Here is a 22346-nt window from a genome sequence, read left to right on the forward strand (position 1 = left end):
CTTCATCCTTTCAATTTTTTATTATAAATCTCTTCCATAATGGAAGATCTTCTCCACATCGATCTCCATCCCATAGCCTGGGCCATTCGGGACTTTCAACTGAAACTCTTCATATACAATCGCATTTGTCGTAATCGTATCGGTGAATAAAAGCGGGCCGAACAGCTCCGTGCCGTACTTCATTTCTGGGATTGTCGAATAGAGATGCGCGCAAATTGCCGTGCCGAGAGCCGATTCGATCATCGTTCCTCCATATAAGGAAATCCCCGCCGCTTCCGCAATCGCCGCCACTTTTTTCGTCGCAGTCAGACCGCTAACGTTTGCGGGCTTGAGAGAGAATACATTTCCCGACCTATGCTTCGCCACTTGATAGACTTCTTCCAACGAACCGAGCGACTCATCAGCCATAATCGGCACCTTGAACCTCGAAGCAAGACGCGACATCCCTTCCTTATTCCAAGCGGGCAACGGCTGTTCAATCAAGTCAATGCCACCGTCCTCCAGCGCTTCGATACAATACATTGCCGTCGTCTCGTCCCATGCTTGATTGACATCAACCCGGATGCTCGCCGTGTCCCCTACGGCTTCCTTGATTTTCAGCACGTGGTCGACATTCCGTTTTGGGTCTCCCATGCCAATTTTCAACTTAAAAATGTTATGCCGTTTCGCATGTAAACTTTCCTTCGCCTCTTCAATATCCCTTCGCGTCTCCCCGCTTGCGAGCGTCCAAGCGACTGGTAACGAGTCGTGGATCTGTCCGCCGAATAGTTCATGGACGGAGACTCCTCTCGTCTTCGCCGCAAGCTCGATGACCGCCGCTTCCACTGCCGCCTTCGCAAACGTGTTGCCGACGACATGGTTATTGACGGTATACGAAATCGCATCGAAATGGGCTGCATTCCGTCCGATGACGAGAGGCTTTATATACTTTTCGATATTCATTTTGATTGCTTCCGGTGTTTCTGCACAATACGATGCGCCGCCAATTGTCGCGACTTCTCCCCAACCTTCGAGCCCGTCTTCCCCAGTCACCCGGACGAGGATGATCGTCTGCATGACAATCGTATGCATCGCAAGTTTATGAGGCCGGATCGTCGGAAGATCCACAATAACGACATCGAGCGAGCGGATGTTCATAGCTCGAACCCTCCTTCGTCGAAATGGGCCTCTGTACTTTCCCGCACTTGCTCGAGCGTGACTCCCGGCATGAGCTCCGTCAGGATCAGCTGTTCATTCACGACAGTAAATACGGCCAATTCTGTAATGATCAGATCGACGCTGCGGGTTGACGTGAGCGGAAATGTGCATGCTTTCATGAGCTTGCTTTTGCCGTCCTTCGTCAAATGGGAAGTCGTCACGATCACTTTCTTGGCGCCTACAAGCAAGTCCATCGCGCCGCCAACGCCGATAATGTTCTTGCCAGGTATGGCCCAATTGGCGATGCGTCCGGTTTCATCGACTTGAAGGGCGCCGAGAATCGCAACATCGATATGCCCGCCGCGGATCATCTCGAATGATTCCGCACTGCTGAAAAACGAAGCACCGACACGTTCGCCGACCGGCAGTTTCCCTGCGTTCACCAAGTTCGGGTCCTCTTCCTCTACTTCCGTGACGCCTAACAGACCGTTTTCCGTATGAAAGTGGACGAGCTCGTTTTCAACGTACTTCGCCACGAGTGTCGGAATGCCGATGCCCAAGTTCACGACAGCAGGGCCTTTCAGTTCACGAGCAGCACGTCTCGCAATCAACTCTTGCACACTGTTTTCGATGGACGACACCTTCCTTCGTCAGGATTTTCTTCGCAATGAGGAGCCGATCGACGAATAGATGTGGCGTGACGATTTCTTCCGGAGACAACTCACCGGCTGCAACAATCTCATCAACTTCAGCAATGACGAGATCCGCTGCGGTTGCCATGACGGGGTTGAAATTCCGGGCCGTTTTATAATAGATGAGATTGCCAAGCGTATCTGCTTTATGCGCACGGATTAGTGCCACATCAGCACGCAATGCCCTTTCAAACAGATACGGTTCCCCATCAATTTCCCGCACCTCTTTCCCGCGTGCGAGCTCCGTTCCGACGCCTGTCTTCGTATAGAAACCGCCGATTCCCGCTCCCCCTGCTCGCATTGCTTCCGCCAACGTCCCTTGGGGAAGAAGCTGCAAGTCGATTTCCCCTCGCTGAAATGCTTCGCCGACTTCCCGGTTGCTCGTAAAATAGGAGCCAATCGCTTTTCGGATTTTCTGTTGTCGGAGCAGCACGCCGAGCCCCTCGCCCGCTTCGCCAAGATTATTGCTGATGATCGTAAGCCCTTCGACGTCTTTCCCCGTTAGACCTTCAATCAAGGTAAGTGGCGCACCGATGAGTCCGAAGCCCCCTACCATGATCGTCATCCCGCTTTTTATTGCAGAAAGGGCATTTTCAACCCGTTCATAGATGATGGCCATGTTAGTCGTCCCCTTCGAACAAGGAATCACTCGCCTCGAACCATGCCGGAATGCCTGCGGTCAACAGGCAGATGAGACCGACTTCCGCCAATTCCCCTTCAGTCGCCCCATGAGAACGCGCTTGCTCCATCCATCTTCCTGCTTCCCGCCCCTTGAGTTCGGCACTATGGATGCCGACCATGAGGAGTGATTTCATCTTCGCGCTGACGACCCCTCTTACTAACAGCAAGTCATCCCGCAGTTCCTCCGGTGCCTTCAATATGTTCGAGACAAACGGTGCATCCACTTCCTCCAGGATGGAAATGAAATAACGGAGCACGTACTCCAGCTCATATACATAAAGAACATGTCCCTTCGGCAATCCCTTCAAAGACAGGGCATATTTCACTGATTGAATGCCAGTTTGCAACGCGTTTTGTCCACCATATAGATACGCTACGAGCAAGTACTCCATCAGCTCCGGAATGGTGGCGCCACTATCGATAGCACCTTTCGTATGATAGAGCATGCTCCGCTCGTAGCATCTTGCCGCATTGATTCCAACGAGAAGAAGGTCTTTTTCCTTGCTGGATAAAAGCCCGTCCTCCATGATCGCGCTGCGTAAGTTCGTGTAATGATCAAGTGCATCCGGCCGGTAGGTGTGCATTTTTCCAACCCATTCGGGAACCGCGCCATACACTTCCTTGAAGTAAGCCAATCCATCACTCATTCTTCATCACCCCATCCAAGAAATCCCGGATTGCCGCCAAGATGTCATCCCGTTTTTCAAAGACCATTGTGTAATGATTGCAATCCGAATGGAACGTCGTCAGTTTCGATGTGTATTTTTTCGTCTCTTCGTAATTAGCATCCGTGAAGAACGGAGGGAATGACCCGATTTCCCCGTTCGCCTGAATGAGCAACGTCTCGCAAGTGATTTTCCTCATCACTTCAATCGGGTTGAAAAGATCAAAGCTGGCAATGTCCTCTTCGATGTTTTCATTCGCAGACTTGTGCATCCAGCCGTTGCTCGTCCCATGGATTTCGTACTCCACAATTTCCTGGACAGCATCAGTCCACTTGATGCCGAGCCGTTTATAAAGTTGCTTCAGCTCCTCGACATACGCCCGCTTCGATTCATATGACTTCCGGAGCCTTCCGAGCGACGGCCTCACAATATCGTGTTGGCGTCCCGACATCTGCGCGGCACCGTCCAGTAAGATGAGCCCTTTCACGGACGGAATTTCGCTTGCGACAATTGCGGAAATATAGGCCCCCATTGAATGACCGAGCAAAATCGGTTCATTTATTCCCAATACGGCAATTAAGTCTTTCACGTCCTGAGCATGCGAGAAGATGGAGGGGGCGCTATCCATCCCCGAACTGTCGCCCCTTCCCCTTAGATCGATAGCGATGAACCGGTAATCACCCTGCAAGTTTTGCGCATAATGCAGCATATTCTTATGCGTCCCGGTGAGTCCGTGAAGTGCGATGATCGTCCCTTTTTCACCGGGGTAATCGATAAGTTGCAAATGGTGTTCACCGAGCTCTACTTTATATAGTCGCTTCGTCATCCTTTAAAATAGCTCACATCATCCGGGTTGACCCACGTATCGTTCGTCCAGCCGTTCAGATCATAGTCGCTCATACATTCCTCAGCGAACTTTTCGAATTGGTCCGCCTGCCCGCTCATATTGGCGACGACTAAGTTTTCGAGCCGGATGTTTTCGTGGTTGCCGGAGTAGTTGCGCTCATACAGCTCGTGCCTGCCGCCATATTCCGTTCCGAGAGCATCCCACAGTAATTTGATGAGCTTGATTTTCTCTTCCGCCTTGATTCCATAAGAACCGCGGTACAGTTTTTCGAGAAGCGGACGGAGTTCCGGATTTTGGAAGTCCCTTGCACTGGATGGTTGTGCAATCAGGCTGCCTGCGACGACGTTTTCGATGATTTCCTTTACTCGCGGCCATCCTTCAGACATGAACATCCGGTAGGCAAGACCATAATTCAAATTCGGCAGCTTCGTTCCGTTCCGCCCTTCATCTGGATTGAGTGCCATTGCATCACTCAGTGCCCAGAACATGTTCTTCCAAGCAATAACCTCGCCGACATTCACTTGGACACCGCGGAATTGGTCGGAACCGTTCATCTTAACGGCTTTCAGCAATAAACCGGAAATGAAGTCAAGCTTCACCGCGAGTCTCGTCACGCCATGGAAGGTGAATCTGTGCAAGAATCCACTATCCGCGAAGAAGCTGTTCACTTTTTCTATATCTTTGTAAATGATGATGTTCTCCCAAGGGATGAGCGCATTATCAAAAATGAGGACCGAGTCGTTTTCATCGAACCGACTGCTTAACGGATAGTCAAACGGACTTCCCATGACAGCTGCATTCATTTCATACGACGCACGGCTGACAAGCTTCACTCCCGGCGTATCCATTGCCGCCACGAAGACAAGTGCGAACTCCTCCTTCGTGATCGGCGCCGCGCCATAGTGGGCGACGAAATTGTAATTCGTCAATGCAGAGCCGGTTGCGACCATCTTCGCCCCACTGACGATAACCCCCTGCTCCGTTTCACCGACTGCTCTGACAAAAATATCAGATACTGCCTCGAGCGGCTTATGCCTGTCCACTGGTGGATTGATGATCGCGTGGTTGAAATACCAATTCCGCTCCTGCGCTTCTTTATACCACCGCCGAGCATTATCCGCATACTTTCCGTAGTAATCTGGGTCAGCGCCGAGCGTTGCAAGAAATGCCGCCTTGTAATCCGGCGACCGCCCCATCTGCCCGTACGTCAGGCGTGCCCATTGTGCAATTGCATTTCTGGATTCCAATAAATCTTGCGCACTCTTGTCCACACGGAAATACTTTTGCGTGAAGCCGCCATTCCCCGTATCCGTTTCGACTGTTAAAATTTCTTTCGTTTTCTCGTCATGAAGGGCGTCGTATAGCCGAGCGATCGATCTCGCAGCATTCCGGAAAGCGGGATGCGTTGTGACATCCTTCACCTTCTCGCCATGTAGCCAAATTTCCCGTCCATCCTTCAAGCTTTCCAAATACTCCTTGCCTGTCAGTGGCAAGACGGTCTTCTTTTCCTGTTCAACTGGCATGAATTCACTCCTTCTTCTCCCATTACACCTATACGTATGCTTGTCTCATGGAAAAAATGCCGAAGTGAACGAGATCGTCGAATAAAAAATGGCGAGTTCCCCGGTTACTACTTCTACCGAAAAACTAGCCATATGTTTTATTCCGGAGAGGCCACTTTTGAGAACTTGCCGCCGTAAAAGGCGAGTGGTGCCCCATCCTCATATTCGAACCGGGTAACTTTCCCGACAATTAAAACATGGTCGCCGCCGTCATACTCCGCCCACGGATCACAGTCGATATAAGCGAGCGATCCAGCAATCCGTGTGCCGTCCCATTCAAACGGAGCCGGATGTTGAGACTTGCCCGCAAAATGCATCGCCGTCTGCTGCTGATCGTCCCGTAAAATATTGACCGTAAATCGATTCCCCTTCAAGTAAGGCAGCGCCCTCGTTTTACGATCCACCGACACAAGCACAAGCGGCGGATCGAGCGAAACCGAAGTGAAGGAGTTGGCCGTAAACCCATGCGACCCTTGTTCATGCAAGCACGTCACCACCGTCACGCCCGTCGCAAACCGACCGAAACAATTGCGCAGCTCTCGACGATCCATCGCCATTTCACCCATCCATTCATCTCCTTTCCAGTAACTGTTCTATTCGTATTTACGCGCATATGGACAACTTAGACTAGTTTACTGTATGCATGGAAAGGGTTGGCTTATGCTGGTTGGAGGGTTATCACCGACTTGGAAGGTTTATCACCGACTTGTGCGGTTTTATCACCGACTCTCGGCACTTTACCACGACTCGACACTTTATTACCGATTCTCAACACTTACCACCGACGATAACGAGGTTTATCACCACTCAGCTGACTGTTATCACCACTTAAACGGAGTTTATCACCACTCAGCCGACCGTTATCACCACTTAAATGGAGTTTATCACCACTCTCCTACATTCCAGCAAGTTTCATTCAAAAAAACGCCAATCCCCCGAAAGGAATTAGCGCCTACTCATCAAACTAATATCATCCAAAGAATCATTGTAACAATAATTGTCGTTATACCTTGCAGCAATGTCGCCATCGTCTGAGCCTTATACGCATCCGTCACTTTCATGCCGCTGAATTCCGTGACAACCCAGAAGAAGCTGTCGTTCACGTGGCTCACCATCATTCCACCGGCACCGACTGCCATGACAACTAGAGCTAACGGAATTGCGCCTTCGATTCCCATTGCCGGAAGAAGCGGTGCGACTAATGTTGATGTAATGACCAACGCAGCAGTCGTCGAACCTTGAGCCGTTTTCAACGCTGCCGCAATAACGAACGGAACGAGAAGGAATAAAGAGCCGCCAGCTAACGCATCGAAGTTCATTTCACCAATCATTTCGGCAACACCTGAATTCGAAATGACTCGCCCGAACGCGCCACCCGCCCCTGTAATGAGCAAAATTGGTGCCGCTTCTTTCAATGCTTCCCCAATCCATGACGTCAACGTCTCTTCATTCAATTTCGGCAACAATAAGAACGCCGCGAGGACACCAAATAACAAAGCAACAGTCGGAGCACCTAAAAATTGAAGGAAGTTGTTGAATCCGCTCTCCGGCATTGTCAATTTCGCAACAGAGCCGATACCAATCAAGACAATTGGCAAGACAATCGGTAAAAAAGCTTTGAACGTCGACGGCATTTGACCGAACGATTTAACGATTTCATCATAATCAAGACCGTTATCCTCGACATCCTCCGGCACAGAAATCTTCGTTCCGACCTTCACTGCCCACAAATATCCGACAATGGTTGCCGGGATGGCCACGAGAAGGCCAATTAAAATAATCGTACCTAAATAACTTTCCGCTCCAATATTTCCAGCTACCGCAATCGGGCCTGGAGTTGGCGGCACTAATGTATGCGTTGCATATAACCCAGTGGCAAGTGCAACAGCCATCGACGCAATCGCAACTTTCGCACGTTTCGCCAATGCTTTCTTCAAACTCGATAAAATAATGTAACCTGAATCACAGAAAACTGGAATGGATACGATATACCCAATGATGGACATCGCCAGCTGTGGCCTCTTTTCTCCGATGAGGCGCAACACGACTTCCGCCATCCGGTATGCGGCACCCGATTTCTCCAAAATAATCCCGATAATTGTACCTGCCACGATGACGAGTCCGATTCCCTGCATCAATCCTCCGAAGCCCTCATTCACATGTTTAACGACCGTCAACAGCGGCATGCCCGTCGTAATTCCGACGAAAAACGCCCCCGCTAGCAAAGATAAAAACGGATGGATCTTGAATACCGCCGTTAGCACGACGATGAGAATAACACTCAACAAAATCATTGCAATCAACATTCCCTACACCCCTTTTTTTATTTAAACGATTCCATCACCTTTTTTGTTTTCACACGCAAATGATCGAAAGCGTTACTGATTGCTTCTTCCACGGATAAGTCTTCATCCATAATCGCGTGGACTTCCGTAAATAACGGAGACAGTACGGCACGGCTTTCTTCGTCTACAGCCCCCGAAATAAGAATGACAGGCTTCCCTTCCCGATGTGCCACCTTCGCAATTCCGAACGGCGTTTTGCCGGAAAGCGTCTGCAAATCCGTCTTCCCTTCACCGGTTATAATCAAATCCGCGTCCTTCACTGCATCCTCAAATCCGATCGCATCGAGCACAACGTCAATCCCTTGTCTCATTTCACAATTGAAAAACGCCAGGAACGCACCTCCCGCTCCTCCGGCAGCCCCCGCACCTTCCCTCGAATGAAGGGCAATTCCTTTTTCCTTTTCAATCGCGTCGGCAAATTTGCGCAAATTCCCGTCAAGGACGCCCACGTCATCCGGAGTCGCCCCTTTTTGAGGACCAAAAACAGCGGATGCTCCTTCTTCACCAACAAATGGATTTTTTACATCACTGGCAATAATAAACTTGCTTTCATCAATGCGGACATCCCATTTTGAACGGTCAATGGAGCTAATTTGCCCGAGTCCTCCTCCCCCTTTCGGCACATCCATTCCTTCTACATCCAACAAACGCAAACCGAGCGCTTGAAGAATCCCTGCCCCTCCGTCATTCGTCGCACTTCCACCCAGACCGATGATGAACTTCCGATACCCGCTTGTAAGCGCATGGACGATCAATTCTCCTGTACCAAAGGAAGATGCTTCTAACGGATTTCTTTCATTTTCGTGCAACCTCATGAGTCCTGAGGCTTCGGCGATTTCTATCACACATGTTTCACTATCTCCAAGAATTCCGTATGTGGCGTCTATCGGTCTGCCAAGTGGGTCTTCCACAGTGACAGTCACGTATTTTCCATTAGTTGCATCGACCAAGCTCCGCATCGTTCCTTCACCGCCATCCGCAGCCGGGAGCAATACCGTCTTAATGTCTGGATCGATGTCACGGATCCCTTTCGCCATTGCTTCTGCGGCTTCGATAGCCGTCAAACTTCCTTTGAACGAATCAGGCGCCAAAATTACTTTCATAGGAGCCACCTCCACTTATTAATTCAATTACATCTTGGCGTATTCATGTCCGGATTATTATCGAGCTTGAGGTAAGTTAAAACGCTTACAATTAATTATATGTTTCGAAAACAGAAATACATTATACTTGAAGTATAAGTTTCGAATAAAAAATGAGTTTATTTTTATACAAGGGGTTGATTTTTTGATTACGAAGAAGCTGGCAGAGGAAATCGTGGAACAAACGATGGTCCGGCTGAACCGAAATTTGAACGTCATGGATACGAATGGGATGATTTTGGCATCCGGAGACAGGGAGCGTATCGACCGGATTCACGAAGGCGCTGCTCATGTCGCGAAAACGAAGGAAACGCTTTGGATTACGGATGAAAACATAGCTGACTGGCATGGAACAAAACCAGGTGTGAACATGCCTATCCATTATAAGGACCGATTGATCGGCGTCATTGGCATCACGGGCAACCCGGAAGATTTGAACGATATCGCCACGCTCGTCCAATTGACGACCGAAATGATGGTGCATCAGGCACTGATTACGTCAGAGTCGGAATGGAAACGGAAGATTAAGGAGCTCGTTTTCGAAGAGTTGACCGACGGCGGACCACTATCTCCAATTGTTGCCGATAGGCTTGCGCTACTGGAATTCAAGTTGAAGGAACCATATGTTACACTGCTTGTAAAAACGACAAACTTGCCGGCTTCCCCGTATCGACTGATTGAAACAATGGAAGACCAATTCGAGAGGCAATCCGTTTTGATTGGCCACTCTCAATTAAACGAATTGTTTATTGTCTTGTCCGATGTTAGACAACCCATTCTTGAAAGGAAGTTGGATACGATGCTTTCTTTGTTCCACAAGGATTCGTCCGTGCAAATCGGCGTCGGTCTTCCCGTTAATAACCTTGAAGGCATTGCCCATTCCTATGAAACAGCAAAGTACGCACTCCAGTACGGGCACTCGAAGCTGCGGATTAACTTCTATGATGATGTTGAACTGATTGCATTGTTGAAAAGCGGGGCATCCCCTTTGAGTGAGCGATTTTCCAACCGGATTCTTGCCAGTCTGAACACGCAGCTTATCGAAACGCTGGAAGTATTTTTCGAACACGATCAAGTGATAGGAGTAGCTGCGGACGCGCTTGAGATTCACCGCCATACGCTGACATACCGATTGAAGAAGGTGAAAGAGCTGACGTCCTTAGACCCGACACGCTTCCGCGACGCGGTCACTCTGCAAATTGCGCTTCTTTTGAGAAATGCCCAGTAAAAATGTCCAATATTGAAATCGGAAAATGGTTATCACCGACTTAGGCGAGTTTATCACCGACTCTCGGCCTGTTATCACCGACTTAAAGCACTTTATCACCGACTTTCAATGCGTTATCACCGACTCTCGACACTTTATCACCGTTTGACTACAATTCACCCTCAATTCACGGGAGGGAAGTTTCAGTATTGCACTATGTTTTCGTGTACACTAGCTGTATTATTGAAAATAATTTGTATCCATGGAGGTGCTGTTGAGTATGAAAGTAATTCCAATCGGTATTTGGGGTGGTTATCCGAAAGCGAATGGGGCCACTTCATCTTTTTTGATTGAACATGATGGGTTTCATTGCCTCGTCGATTGCGGCAGTGGGGTGCTCGCCTCCTTGCAAAATTATGTCCAGTTGGAAGATTTGGATGCCGTCGTGATCAGCCATTATCACGCAGATCATATTGCGGACATCGGAAGTTTGCAATATAGCCGGCTCATTAATTATTATCTCGGGAAACCGGCTCCGGCATTACCGATCTATGCGCATGACAAGGATGAAACTAACTTTGCGAACTTATCATATAAGGAGCAGACGATCGGTGTCGCTGTGAAGGAAACGGATATCGTTCAGATCGGGCCATTTGAAGTAACATTCTGTGAAACGATCCACCCCGTCTATTGTCTTGCCATGAAATTCACAGTGGACGGCCGTTCCGTTACTTTGACTGCAGATACAGAGTGGAATGACAGACTTGTGGAATTTGCGAGCGGAACAGGTCTGTTGATTAGCGAAGCAAATTTGTATGAAGAGCACCTTGGAAAATCGCCAGGACATATGGCGGGCAGCGAAGCGGGAAGACTCGCAAAACTGTCAGGCGCGAACCGCCTTTTATTGACGCATCTACCTTTACACGGTGACCAAAAGGAAATTTTGGACGCGGCTAAAGGAGTTTACGAAGGTGATGCAGAATTGGCAGTTGTCGGGAAGGTTTATGAGGTTTGAATGGAAAGACCACAAAAAAGCGGGTAGCATCTCAGCTACCCGCTCTATTTATCTTCAATACCTCAATCATCATCCCGTTCAAATGAAAGGATTTTGCCAGTGTATGCATGGATTTCGAACTCGTATTCGATGTCGCCGTCTTCCATCTCGATTTCATAGACATTATCATCATCCAGCTCGAAGTCAGTTACGACGCCGCTCGCATGCTGTTTAGCAATCGCAATCGCTTGCTCCTTCGTCAGCATTTTGTTAGATTTCTTGTTTTCAACCGGTTTCACAGACTGTTTTTCCTTTGCTGGTTCAACGACGTTCATTGTGGAAGCTGCAACTTTTTCCGTCTGTGCTTTCACTTCTTTTTTCGCGCTGTGGTAACGGGCTTTCTCAAATTCTAAAACCTTGCCTGTTACAGCATCAATCTCAAATTCGTATTTGAATTCATTGTCTTTGATTTCAATTTCATATACTTTACGACCATCATCTTCATCTAGCTCAATCTCTTTGACTGTACCTGCTGCCTTTTTCTTCGCAATAGCGATCGCTTCTTCTTGCGTCAACAGATTACCCGATTTCACTTGCTTACGGTCCTTCTCGACTTCTTTCTCAAACTTGATAATTTCAGCCGTGAATGCGTCCACTTCTAGATCGTACTCGTATTTCTCATCTTTCAAGTCGATGTCGTAATGGTACCGGCCATCGTCTTTATCCAATTCGATTTCCGTCACGATTCCGCCTTTCACTTTCTGTGTCGCCACCTGTTTCGCTTCCTGCAATGAAATCAGTTTTTCTGCCTGCTTTTTAGCGCTTGGAGCAGAATCCTCCGCCATTGCAACACTACCGATCGCTACCACTCCTGCCATTGCAGGAATCAACATCCATCTTTTTTTCATGTTTTGTTCTCCTCCTTTTGTTTCTATCTTCATACTACCCCGTGAAGATGAGAGGAGATTGAGAGGATTATTAGAGTTTGATGAGAGATTCTGTGAAACCTCTCATATTCATTCATCATCCCAAGAAACAGTCAAAACCTTGCCTGATATCGCATGGATCTGATACGTGACTTCGTCCATGTCATCTTCAGTATCTATGTCGATCTCCACTAAATAATAGCCGCCATCCGCCGAATTCACAAAATCCACATCATCGACTTCGCCAACTGTGCCGGCCGGCAATTGGGCTAAACCGATTTTCATTGCCTCTTGCTCAGAGATGAGAACCCTCTTCTTTTCTTGTTTAGCAGGTTGGTTTGACGGTTTTGGCTTAGTCGTCGTCTTGTTCACGTCCGACTTTGGCTTTTCCGGCACATTGCTTGGAGTCTTATCCGCAGCTTTTTCATCCGCCTTTTCGGTCATACTGTTCTCCGATTTTTGGCCTGCTGATTTTTCGGCAGACGGCATTGTTTCCTCTGTGCTTTCGCCAGAATCCATCACAATATCAGATGTTTCTTTTGTCTGGAAGAGGGAGAGAACATTGCCCGTTGCCGCGTCGACTTCCACTTCATATTCCGCCCCTATTTTCGTAACAATTGCTTTATATACAGATCCATCCAAAACGAGATCTTTCACTTCTCCATCGTAAATCGTCTCTAGCTGGGTACGGATTTCCTCTTTTGGCATAGCTTCTGCCTTCGTCAGCTTCCCTGATGTATATAGCTGTCCGGCGATAACAATGATGACAGTCAAGACAATCGCGATGAACCAAGGTATTTTCAATATGTCCATACAAGAAATCCTCCTTTTCATCATTTTACCGCCTCAACATTAAAATTTACTGAGAACGTTGCTGTTTTTTCGGAATCAAAACACGGATGACAGTACCTATGTCGACCACACTTTCAATGCTCAATGTCGCGCCAAGTCCATCAGCAATCTCCTTCGCAATGGAAAGTCCTAAACCGGTTCCTCCAGTTTTTCTGCTCCTGTCTGATTCGACGCGATAAAAACGATCAAAAATATGCGGCAAGTCCGATTGCGGAATCCCCTTCCCATAATCCCTTACGGTGATTTCCACTTCGGTCTCTCGGTCTTCAATGGCAGTGAAGATTTCGCGGTCACTATATTTCCGTGCATTATCGAGGAGAATGAACAACAATTGCTTCACAAACTTCCCATCCGTTTCAACGATGGTCGGCCCATCTGCCTCGATAATGATTTCCCTGCCATATGCTTGCCTCAATGGTTTGACCGCGGCTTCCAGTAAATATGTCAAATCAACTTGTTCAAATTCGAATGCTTGAAACCCGCTGCTCTTCGCCAAGTCGAGCATTTGCTCAATCATTTCTTTCATCCTGCCCGTTTCGGAGGTGATGGCATTCAGCGCCTCATCGACGACTTCCCGATTTTCAAGACCTCGTCTAGCTAGTAAACGGGAGTAGCTCTCAATGACAGTCAATGGCGTTTTTAATTCATGGGAAGCGTTCGAGACGAATTGCTCTTGCTTCCTATAGTTTTGTTCCAATTGTACCATCATCTCATTGAACGTCCGCTCCATTTGCGCGAGCTCGTCATTTCCATTCACGACGCCGGTCATTTTTTCATACGTCCCGGATTGCCGACTTTTATTCATCGCCGTTATAAGTTTCTCGATTGGTTGAGTGACAATCCTACCGAGCGTCATACTAGAGAGGGTGATCGGAATCATCGCAAACACCGTAACACCGATCAAAACATACCTCAGTACCCGCATATTCTCTTCAACGTCTGTCAGCAACTGCGTCAAATTCATCGTAACGACTTCGCCTGTCGGCCAGATAATCGGCATCGAGATGGAGAATGCATCTGTACCATCGAAACGGTCAATTGTATATGAATCGCCCGATTTCACTTGATTGTTGACGTTCCCAAGTCCAGCGACGGATTGGATTTTTTTAAGCGGTTTGTCGTTGCTGTCAACAATGGAGATGGCACCATTTGCCGGAACAAACGCACGCAACACGAGGTCGGCGTCCGCTTCCGTCTCCAATTTGCTTATCGCTACAGTCAGTTCTTTCGCACGGCCAAGCAATTGTTCATATTCCGTGTTATGAGACATCTTCCCGAAAAGAAAGTAGATGAGGACATTCAAAAGAACAAGAAGAATAAACATTAACAGGGTCGAAAAGAGATGAATCTTCTTTTTAAGCTTCATGGACTGGTTCCTTCAACGCATACCCGACGCCTCGGACCGTTTGTATAAGGGATGGTTGATCCTTGTGATCGATTTTCTTCCGAACATACCGGATATAGACGTCGACGACATTCGTATCCCCGTAATAGTCATAACCCCACACCGCGTCAAGCAACTGTTCACGCGTCAGCACTTGATTCGGATGCCGTATCAAATGCAGCAATAAATCATATTCCCTCGGCGTCAAATCAATAGAAATTCCATCGCGCTTCACTTCCCGTGACTGCTCATGAATCGATAATCCGGCAAACTCATGTAAGTGTTCATCTTTAACGACAACTTTCTTTCGGGAAGTACGTATGGCAGACCTTACGCGGGCAAGCAATTCTTCTATTTCGAACGGCTTCGTGACATAATCATTCGCCCCTAAGTCAAGCCCCTTCACTTTATCTTCCACATCGCTTTTCGCAGTCAATAAAATAACAGGCGTGCCGTCTTCCGCCGCCCGGATTCTCCGTAACACATCCAAACCGTTCATTCCCGGCAACATTAAATCCAATAGCACGAGATCCCACTCCTGCTCTCTGAACTTAATAAGGCCATCCGTCCCCGAATGTGCGACGCCGACTGAATAACCCTCGAACTCAAGCTCCAATTGAAGGACGCGCGCGATTGCTTCTTCATCCTCAACAATCAATATTTGCTCACTCAAATTCCTCACCGCCGTTTTTTCTTTAGTGTAGCAGAAAACCTTTGGAAGAATAAAAAACGACCCATAGAAGAGTCGTTTAATATCATTATAAAAATACGATTGCTGCTAAGATGATTGCTAGAAAGATTCTGTATAACGCAAACGGCATAAGCTTAACCTTTGAAATCAGTTTCAAGAAGAAACGGATCGAAATAAGAGAAAAAACGAAAGCGCTTATAAACCCAACGATGTAAAATGAAAGATCATCCATCGAGATATATTCCCAGTTTTTCATGACCGACACTAGACTCGCACCTGCCATAATCGGCACTGCCATGATGAATGTGAAGTCCGCTGCCGTTCTATGGCTCATTCCAAATAGGACGCCGCCTGAAATCGTTGCACCCGAACGTGAAAAGCCAGGCCACAATGATAAACATTGGACGAGCCCTACGGTGAATGCTTGTCGATATGTAATCTGGTCCAATGATTGGATTTTCGGTCTCTTCGGTCCGAATTTGTCCGCCGCTATCATGAGGAGTGCCCCCGCGATAAGCGCAAAAATAACAGTTTCGACACCAAATAAATAATCATCTATCAAATCTTTGAATGCAAATCCGAGAATAACTGCAGGAAGCATGCCGACGATGACGTGCATTAGATTAAAACGTGATGTTATCTTCTTACCGTCGATTTTATACAAGCCTACCAAGCTGAACAACCTCTTCCAAAATACGACGACAACCGCCAAAATCGAACCTAACTGGATGACAATCTTAAATGTAATTGCCGGGTACTTGCCGAGAAATTCCTCCGTCTTCAACCACATATCATCCACAATAATAAGATGGCCTGTCGAGGAGACCGGAGCAAATTCCGTCATCCCTTCTACAAAACCTAAGATCAGCGCTTTTAGTAATTCCAATAAATCCATCGACTATGCCCTCTTTCTACGGAAGCGGAGGTAGCCAATGATAACCCCAATACCGCCGATTGCTAGTATCACATAAACTACATTTGAATAGATGTCGGTGTAATGGACAATGGACTCCCAATTTTCACCGACTGAATACCCTACCGTAACAAGAATTGCGTTCCAAATGAGGCTTCCTATAGTTGTTAGAATGATAAATAGAGGGAAATTCATATTGGACATTCCGGCCGGAACCGAAATTAAGCTTCGGACAAGCGGAACGAGACGGCAAAAAAATACGGTCCATGGCCCATATTTATCGAACCAGCTATCCGCTCTCCTCAAATCTTTTTTCGTTATACGCAGCCAGCGTCCTCGTGTCTCCACAATTTTCTCCAGTCTTTCCACATCGATCAGCAAACCAATACTATATAAAATCATTGCACCAACGACCGAACCGATCGTGGCCGCGATGATGACGCCCATTTTCGTCATTGATGTAAAACCCGTCGCGAAACCACTGAAAGTCAAAATGATTTCCGATGGGATGGGAGGAAATAGATTTTCAATTAATAGAAGAAGACAAACTCCAATATAACCATGCTCACTAATTATTTCCGTTATCCAATTATCCATTGCACTCTCCCTGGTCGTAATAAAATTCATTCACTTATCCTCTTTATCGGACGTCGACATCTCTTTATAAGTTCCAATTTAGTCCTGATGAAATTGTACGCACACAACGCGAAGAGTATGAATGAGGATGCCGTGGATAAGTCCGTCCCAGTAGACTTATGCACCGAAAACTGTGGGTAAGATTGTTTATATGTTTATAATTTCTGAAAAATGAGGTGATATCAATGCATTTTATCCACATGTGGACAAAACACATCCGAATGCCGGAGATATCCCCGGCAATGGATGTTTAAAATCCAATCGTCCTTCTTGCGGAACGATCGTGGCGGATTGTAAATTTCACCTTTTCCTCGACATCTACAGGAACTTGGACAGGCAACACTATTTTATCCCGTTTTTTCTGCCATTCATGTGTCGATTCATCGACTGTCCACAAATGACCAGGAACTTGTTGACGGATGACCGCTTCGACTGGAGTACTTTTCGTATTGCAAATGCTGTATTCGTATTCGGTATACTCGTATCCGCCTTCCTTATATTTTCCTGATTTTTTAGCTTTCACTTCAATGTCGCATGCTTCTCCTGATTTCAAGCGAACTTTTTCATTCACATCGGTATGCTTTATGGCGTATTCGCCGATGAATTCCGCGCTGCCGTCATCGGGATTCGTTCGATACATTTTGAAAACTCCTGCCGGCAACGGAATGCCGAGACCGTTTTCCTTCGTGTTCTCGAATTCGATGTAAATGTCCGGATTGGATGTCTGTGCATTGATTTCATAAATGACGCGCGCTTTTGAATTCGCTGCCGAAAGAAGTCGCAGCTGCTTCTGTTGACGGTCCTCCAGATCGATGGTCCGCGGGAAGGTGTACGTATGGAAATCGGAGAATGCTTCGGTCTTCTGCATTTCATTCCGCGACAAATCTGCGCTTTTTTGTTCCTTTTCATTGCCCGCTTTGTTCAGCTTCCCTGAAATGAGGCGAAGTTGTGCATCATTGAAAGCGACACCTGAATAGTTTTTCATCGATACCCAGCCCGACATGTCAAAATGGTCGCCGTGCATGGAAATGACATAATCGGCCTCCCATGTAACGCCTCCTGTCAAATAAGACACACATACTTCTTCACTTCGTTGCTCGGCAACTTTCCATACGAGCGTAGGCTCCACATGATTCCCGCCGTCAATTTCCGGGAATCGAATCTCACCTTTCGGATTCACAATAAGCTCTTTCGTTTCAACGTCTTGCATAACGATCGGTCCATTTCCACGCAACAGCGTGTACACCCGATCCTGTTTTGAAAAAGGATCTTTAATCGTCAGCTGACGGCCGATATACCTTTCAAAAATCCTCAATTCATCCATCAAATCATACTCATACACAAGCTCCGATACATCCAAACCTTCCACAATAATGGAATCGGGCTTCAACTTCCTAGACACCCCAACGAAATAGACCAAGTCGTCTACCTCTAATTGTGGGATGGAACGTGTATCTTTCACAAGCGCAAAGCCATCATTATAAACAGTAAGGGAACAGTCGGTCGTCTGGGATTTCGGTATTCGGTTCAGCATACTTACTACCTCCTATGTGATTGAACATTCCTATACACTTTCCATTGCATATGCTCCCTATACGCTATTCCCTTTTCTGGTGGATTTAATGCGGTAAGGTGAAATAAAAGTTTATCACCGACTTGGCACTGGTTATCACCGACTTGCGGGAGTTTATCACCGACTCTTGACGTTTTATCACCGACTCGGAGAAATTTATCACCGACTGACTACAATTCAAATAGGAAAGTTCCTTTTCGATGGTGGATTTCAATGCTAAAACGCGTTATCACCGCTCACGATCTCTTTATCACCGCTTAGAGGGAGTTTATCACCGTTCGTGACCACTTTATCACCGCTTAGAGATGGTTTATCACCACTCATGGGGATTTACCACCGATTTGAAGCACTTTACCACCGTTTCGCCGAAAAGCGTCCATGGAAAACTCCATTAAAAAACCACCCGCTACCAAAAGCGGGTGGAACATTTTCACACTTCCAACACATGGCCTTTCAATTGTTCGCGCAGAGCGGCTTTGAGGAACTTGCCGACGGATGTTTTTGGCAATTCGTCCATGAACACGACGTCGTCTGGAACCCACCACTTTGCAAATTGGTTTTCCAAATAGGCAAGGAGTTCAGCTTTCATCGCTTCGTCTGCCGCTTTCCCTTCCTTCAACACGACGCACGCAAGCGGGCGTTCTTGCCATTTTTCATGCGGTACGGCGATGACAGCCGCCTCGAACACAGCCTCATGCGTCATTAACGCATTTTCCAGGTCGACGGATGAAATCCATTCGCCGCCACTCTTGATAAGATCCTTCGTCCGATCCATCAATTTCAAATAGCCGATATCCGTCATGACGGCGATGTCTCCCGTGTAAAGCCAGCCATCCTTGAACGCTTCTTCCGTCCGGTCGTCCTTGTAATATTCACTTGCAATCCAAGGACCGCGTACCGCCAGTTCGCCCATCGTCTTGCCGTCCCACGGCACTTCGCCGTCTTCATTCACAACTTTCACTTCAAGCCCCGGCATGATCAACCCTTGCAACGCACGGATATCGATCCGTTCGTCCATCGGCAAATCTTCCATGCCGGACGTATAGACCGATAAGCTGACGAGCGGCGATGTTTCGGTCATTCCATAGCCGACATAGAACGGCACACCAAGTTTCTCTTCGAATGCGCGAATCAACCCTTTCGGCGATGCCGATCCCCCACTTACGATGCCACGAACCGAGGAGAGATCCCTTGGATTTTGCTCCTGCTCTTTCAAAACGGCCAGCCAAATTGTTGGCACTCCAGCCGTCAACGTCACTTTTTCCTGTTCAATCAAATCAAGCAATAGCTGCGGAGTGAAACCTGGCCCTGGAAGTACTTGCGTTGAGCCGTAGAAAACCGCCGCAAACGGCATCCCCCATGCGTTTACGTGGAACATTGGCACAATTGGCATGATGACATCGCTTTCTCGTAAACCCATCGCATCCGCCAAACCAAGCGCGAAACTGTGCAACACGATGCCGCGATGCGAATAGACGACCCCTTTCGGATTGCCTGTCGTTGCAGACGTATAGCACATTCCCGCGGGTGTATTTTCATCCAAGTCTTCTGGATAATCGTATTGATCCGAAGCCTCCGCAAGCAGCGCCTCATAGGAATGGACATTTGGAAGTGTCGATTCCGGTACTTCGGTGCTGTCTCCCATAATGACGTAATGTTTCACCGTCTTCAGTAGCGGTGCCAGCTTCTCTAAGTGAGGAAATAGATTATCATCGACGAGCAGAATTTCATCTTCCGCATGGTTAATGACATACGCGATATGCTCTGGTGATAGACGTATGTTCACCATATGCAAGATGGCGCCTGTACTCGGCACGCCAAAGTATGCTTCCAAATGGCGATGATGGTTCCAACCGAACGTTCCCACTTTCGTTCCGTGCTTCATACCGAGCTTCGCTAATGCATTGGAAAGTTTTCTCGTCCGTTTCGCAAATTCACTATACGGAATACGATGGATCGTGTCAGGCCCCGTACGGGAAATGATCAGTTTGTTTGGAAAAAACTGCTCAGCCCTCTTAATGAACGATGAAAGTAATAATGGTGTTTGCATCATGTAAATCGCTCCCCTTTTGCAATTTATAATGTGAAGCATGTACAACCATTCCCAGCAAGCGCTTGTATCCACGCAATCATATGCGGACAAGCTTCCTGCTATTCCCTTTTATAGTCCCATATTCTTAGCTATGATCATCTTCATTATTTCATTCGTTCCTGCATAAATCGAAGCGACCGGGATATCGCGGTATCGCCGCGCGATTTTGTATTCCTCCATATAACCGTATCCTCCGTGCAGTTGCATGCAATCCGCGGAAATTTCCCGCGCCGTTTCGGTGATCCAATATTTCGCCATTGATACTTTTGACACAACATCCTTGCCGGCCAAATGATCTTCAATGAGCGATTCGAGAAACGTTTTCCCAAGCTCCACTTTCGTCGCGATTTCCGCAAGCTTGAATTGCGTATTTTGGAATGAACCGATCGGCTTGCCGAACGCCTCCCGCGATTTCACATAGTCGAGCGTCATTTCAAGCATATCTTCCGAAGCGATTTGCGCGGATAACGCAACGAGCAACCTTTCCTGCTGGAGCTTTTCCATCAAATAGCTGAAGCCTTTCCCTTCATTGCCAATCAAATTTTCAACAGGCACTCGGCAATCCTCGAAATAGAGCTCCGCCGTATCTTGCGAATGCATGCCGACCTTATCAAGTTTACGCCCTTTCGTGAAACCAGGCGTCCCCTCCTCAATCATGAGCAAGCTGATCCCCCGATGTTTCGGCTCCGCCTTCGGGTCCGTCTTCACGACGACGAGGAACAGATTCCCGTTCACGCCATTCGTAATAAACGTCTTCTGTCCGTTCACGACATAATGATCCCCGTCTTTGATGGCAGTCGTCCGGATATTGGCGAGATCCGAACCGGTTCCAGGCTCTGTCATCGCAACTGCTGTAATAAAATCTGCAGTAATGCATCCCGGCAGCCAGCGCTTCTTCTGCTCTTCCGTCCCGTACGATTCGATATACGGAACGACGATATCATTATGTAGGCCAACTCCTGTTAGCCCCGCGCCGACACGTTCCATCTCCTCACCGATAATGACTCCATAGCTGAAGTCGAGACCGAGACCTCCGTATTGCTCTTCCACTTGCGGACAAAGGAACCCCATTTCCCCGAGCTTTCGCCAAAAGCTGATAGGGATGAGCCGATCCTTCTCCCATTGTTCGTAATGGGGAACCGCTTCCTTTGAGAGGAACTTCCGGAGCGTCTCCCTGAATAGGACATGTTCATCTGTTTCATAGCGATAGCGCGCCATACAAAATCCCCCCTCTTATTTCGGTTGCATGCGAATTGCTCCGTCGAGCCTGATCGTTTCCCCGTTCAGCAGTGGATTTGTAAAGATGCTTTCGACGAGCTTTGCGTATTCTTCGGGACGACCGAGCCGTTTCGGGAATAGCGTCAATTCCTCAAGACCCTTACGCGCAGGCTCAGGAAGACCAGCAAAAAGAGGTGTTTCAACGAGACCCGGTGCAATACTCATGACACGAATACCGAATCCGGCGAATTCACGGGCGATCGGCAATGTCATACCGACAACCCCACCTTTTGATGCACTATACGCCGCCTGCCCAATTTGCCCCTCGAATGCGGCCACGGATGCAGTGTTCACGATGACGCCACGTTCCCCTTCCGCATTCGGCTCGTTTTCCATCATCGCGGCAGCTGCGACACGGATGACATTAAAAGTGCCCGTCAAATTGACGCGGATCACTTGCTCAAAACGCTCAAGTAGCATCGGTCCTCCTTTTGACACGACTTTTCCGGGCGTTGCAATGCCTGCGCAATTGACGACGGCATTCACCTTCCCGAAAACAGATAAAACTTCCGCTACATTCCCTTCCACATCTTCAGCGCTTGCCACATCTGTCTTCAGGAATAAAACATGGTCTCCCCCTAGCTCGTTGACCAAGGCGTTTCCACGTTCTTCGTTCCTATCAAAGATAGCGACTTTACCCCCAGCCGCAACAATCCTCCGAGTCGTTGCTTCCCCTAAACCGGAAGCGCCTCCGGTGACGATTGCAATAATGTCATGCATTTCCATCTG

At 47.8% G+C, this 22346-nt stretch carries 21 protein-coding genes; 2 read left to right on the forward strand and 19 right to left on the reverse strand.

The genetic code is table 11. From position 1 onward, the window contains the following. Positions 1–21: 21 nt before the first annotated feature. The 9 genes from MHZ92_RS05960 to MHZ92_RS06000 all read right to left on the reverse strand — a co-directional run bounded on the left by MHZ92_RS05960 (position 22) and on the right by MHZ92_RS06000 (position 9032). Positions 22–1137, reverse strand: coding sequence for a muconate cycloisomerase family protein (locus MHZ92_RS05960; RefSeq protein WP_239430668.1), 1116 nt, complete (start codon positions 1135–1137; stop codon positions 22–24). Next, positions 1134–1757: a 3-oxoacid CoA-transferase subunit B gene (locus MHZ92_RS05965; RefSeq protein ID WP_239430669.1), complete on the reverse strand. Its 624-nt coding sequence runs from the start codon at positions 1755–1757 to the stop codon at positions 1134–1136. The genes MHZ92_RS05960 and MHZ92_RS05965 overlap by 4 nt, the downstream gene beginning before the upstream one ends. Next, positions 1723–2448, reverse strand: a complete 726-nt coding sequence (locus tag MHZ92_RS05970; RefSeq protein ID WP_239430670.1) for a CoA transferase subunit A — start codon at positions 2446–2448, stop codon at positions 1723–1725. The genes MHZ92_RS05965 and MHZ92_RS05970 overlap by 35 nt, the downstream gene beginning before the upstream one ends. Before the next feature lies 1 nt (position 2449). Beyond that, positions 2450–3157 carry a carboxymuconolactone decarboxylase family protein gene (locus tag MHZ92_RS05975; RefSeq protein WP_239430671.1) on the reverse strand — a complete coding sequence of 236 codons (708 nt, stop codon included), beginning with the start codon at positions 3155–3157 and terminating at the stop codon, positions 2450–2452. Then, on the reverse strand, positions 3150–4001 hold the full coding sequence (locus tag MHZ92_RS05980; RefSeq protein ID WP_239430672.1) for an alpha/beta fold hydrolase: 852 nt from the start codon (positions 3999–4001) through the stop codon (positions 3150–3152). Before MHZ92_RS05980 ends, MHZ92_RS05975 begins: the two co-directional genes overlap by 8 nt. Beyond that, complete coding sequence (locus tag MHZ92_RS05985) at positions 3998–5545, reverse strand: 4-hydroxyphenylacetate 3-hydroxylase family protein (protein WP_239430673.1); 1548 nt, start codon at positions 5543–5545, stop codon at positions 3998–4000. Before MHZ92_RS05985 ends, MHZ92_RS05980 begins: the two co-directional genes overlap by 4 nt. Positions 5546–5682: 137 nt before the next feature. After that, positions 5683–6141 (reverse strand): flavin reductase family protein, encoded by a 459-nt coding sequence (locus MHZ92_RS05990; RefSeq protein WP_370644633.1) that lies wholly within the window; start codon positions 6139–6141, stop codon positions 5683–5685. A gap of 402 nt (positions 6142–6543) precedes the next feature. After that, entirely contained in the window at positions 6544–7890 is a 1347-nt protein-coding gene (locus MHZ92_RS05995; protein WP_239430674.1) for a GntP family permease, read from the reverse strand. A 17-nt stretch (positions 7891–7907) separates the two neighbouring features. After that, positions 7908–9032, reverse strand: coding sequence for a glycerate kinase (locus MHZ92_RS06000; RefSeq protein WP_239430675.1), 1125 nt, complete (start codon positions 9030–9032; stop codon positions 7908–7910). A 184-nt stretch (positions 9033–9216) separates the two neighbouring features. On the opposite strand from MHZ92_RS06000, the gene MHZ92_RS06005 reads away from it, so the two are divergent. Further along, the gene (locus MHZ92_RS06005; RefSeq protein WP_239430676.1) at positions 9217–10299 is read left to right on the forward strand and encodes a CdaR family transcriptional regulator; all 1083 of its coding nucleotides are present in this window, start codon (positions 9217–9219) and stop codon (positions 10297–10299) included. A 259-nt stretch (positions 10300–10558) separates the two neighbouring features. Continuing rightward, positions 10559–11293, forward strand: coding sequence for an MBL fold metallo-hydrolase (locus MHZ92_RS06010; RefSeq protein ID WP_239430677.1), 735 nt, complete (start codon positions 10559–10561; stop codon positions 11291–11293). A 62-nt stretch (positions 11294–11355) separates the two neighbouring features. Here the strand turns inward: MHZ92_RS06010 and MHZ92_RS06015 are convergent, their stop codons facing one another. The 10 genes from MHZ92_RS06015 to MHZ92_RS06060 all read right to left on the reverse strand — a co-directional run bounded on the left by MHZ92_RS06015 (position 11356) and on the right by MHZ92_RS06060 (position 22343). After that, complete coding sequence (locus tag MHZ92_RS06015) at positions 11356–12180, reverse strand: PepSY domain-containing protein (protein WP_239430678.1); 825 nt, start codon at positions 12178–12180, stop codon at positions 11356–11358. Between the two features lie 108 nt (positions 12181–12288). Next, complete coding sequence (locus MHZ92_RS06020) at positions 12289–13011, reverse strand: PepSY domain-containing protein (RefSeq protein WP_239430679.1); 723 nt, start codon at positions 13009–13011, stop codon at positions 12289–12291. Between the two features lie 46 nt (positions 13012–13057). Beyond that, a complete protein-coding gene (locus MHZ92_RS06025; RefSeq protein ID WP_239430680.1) occupies positions 13058–14416 on the reverse strand; it encodes a HAMP domain-containing sensor histidine kinase in 1359 nt (452 codons plus the stop codon). Then, a complete protein-coding gene (locus tag MHZ92_RS06030; protein ID WP_239430681.1) occupies positions 14406–15107 on the reverse strand; it encodes a response regulator transcription factor in 702 nt (233 codons plus the stop codon). Before MHZ92_RS06030 ends, MHZ92_RS06025 begins: the two co-directional genes overlap by 11 nt. Before the next feature lie 85 nt (positions 15108–15192). Further along, positions 15193–16020, reverse strand: a complete 828-nt coding sequence (locus MHZ92_RS06035; RefSeq protein ID WP_239430682.1) for an undecaprenyl-diphosphate phosphatase — start codon at positions 16018–16020, stop codon at positions 15193–15195. A 3-nt stretch (positions 16021–16023) separates the two neighbouring features. After that, complete coding sequence (locus MHZ92_RS06040) at positions 16024–16635, reverse strand: DedA family protein (RefSeq protein WP_239430683.1); 612 nt, start codon at positions 16633–16635, stop codon at positions 16024–16026. A 289-nt stretch (positions 16636–16924) separates the two neighbouring features. After that, entirely contained in the window at positions 16925–18208 is a 1284-nt protein-coding gene (locus MHZ92_RS06045) for a DUF4139 domain-containing protein (protein ID WP_239430684.1), read from the reverse strand. A gap of 469 nt (positions 18209–18677) precedes the next feature. Continuing rightward, positions 18678–20300, reverse strand: a complete 1623-nt coding sequence (locus tag MHZ92_RS06050) for a long-chain fatty acid--CoA ligase (protein WP_239430685.1) — start codon at positions 20298–20300, stop codon at positions 18678–18680. Positions 20301–20408: 108 nt separating this feature from the next. Next, positions 20409–21557, reverse strand: coding sequence for an acyl-CoA dehydrogenase family protein (locus tag MHZ92_RS06055; protein ID WP_239430686.1), 1149 nt, complete (start codon positions 21555–21557; stop codon positions 20409–20411). 15 nt (positions 21558–21572) lie between these two features. Then, on the reverse strand, positions 21573–22343 hold the full coding sequence (locus MHZ92_RS06060; protein WP_239430687.1) for a 3-hydroxyacyl-CoA dehydrogenase: 771 nt from the start codon (positions 22341–22343) through the stop codon (positions 21573–21575). Positions 22344–22346: the final 3 nt, after the last annotated feature.

Source organism: Sporosarcina sp. ACRSL (genome assembly GCF_022346605.1).
GTDB lineage: Bacteria > Bacillota > Bacilli > Bacillales_A > Planococcaceae > Sporosarcina.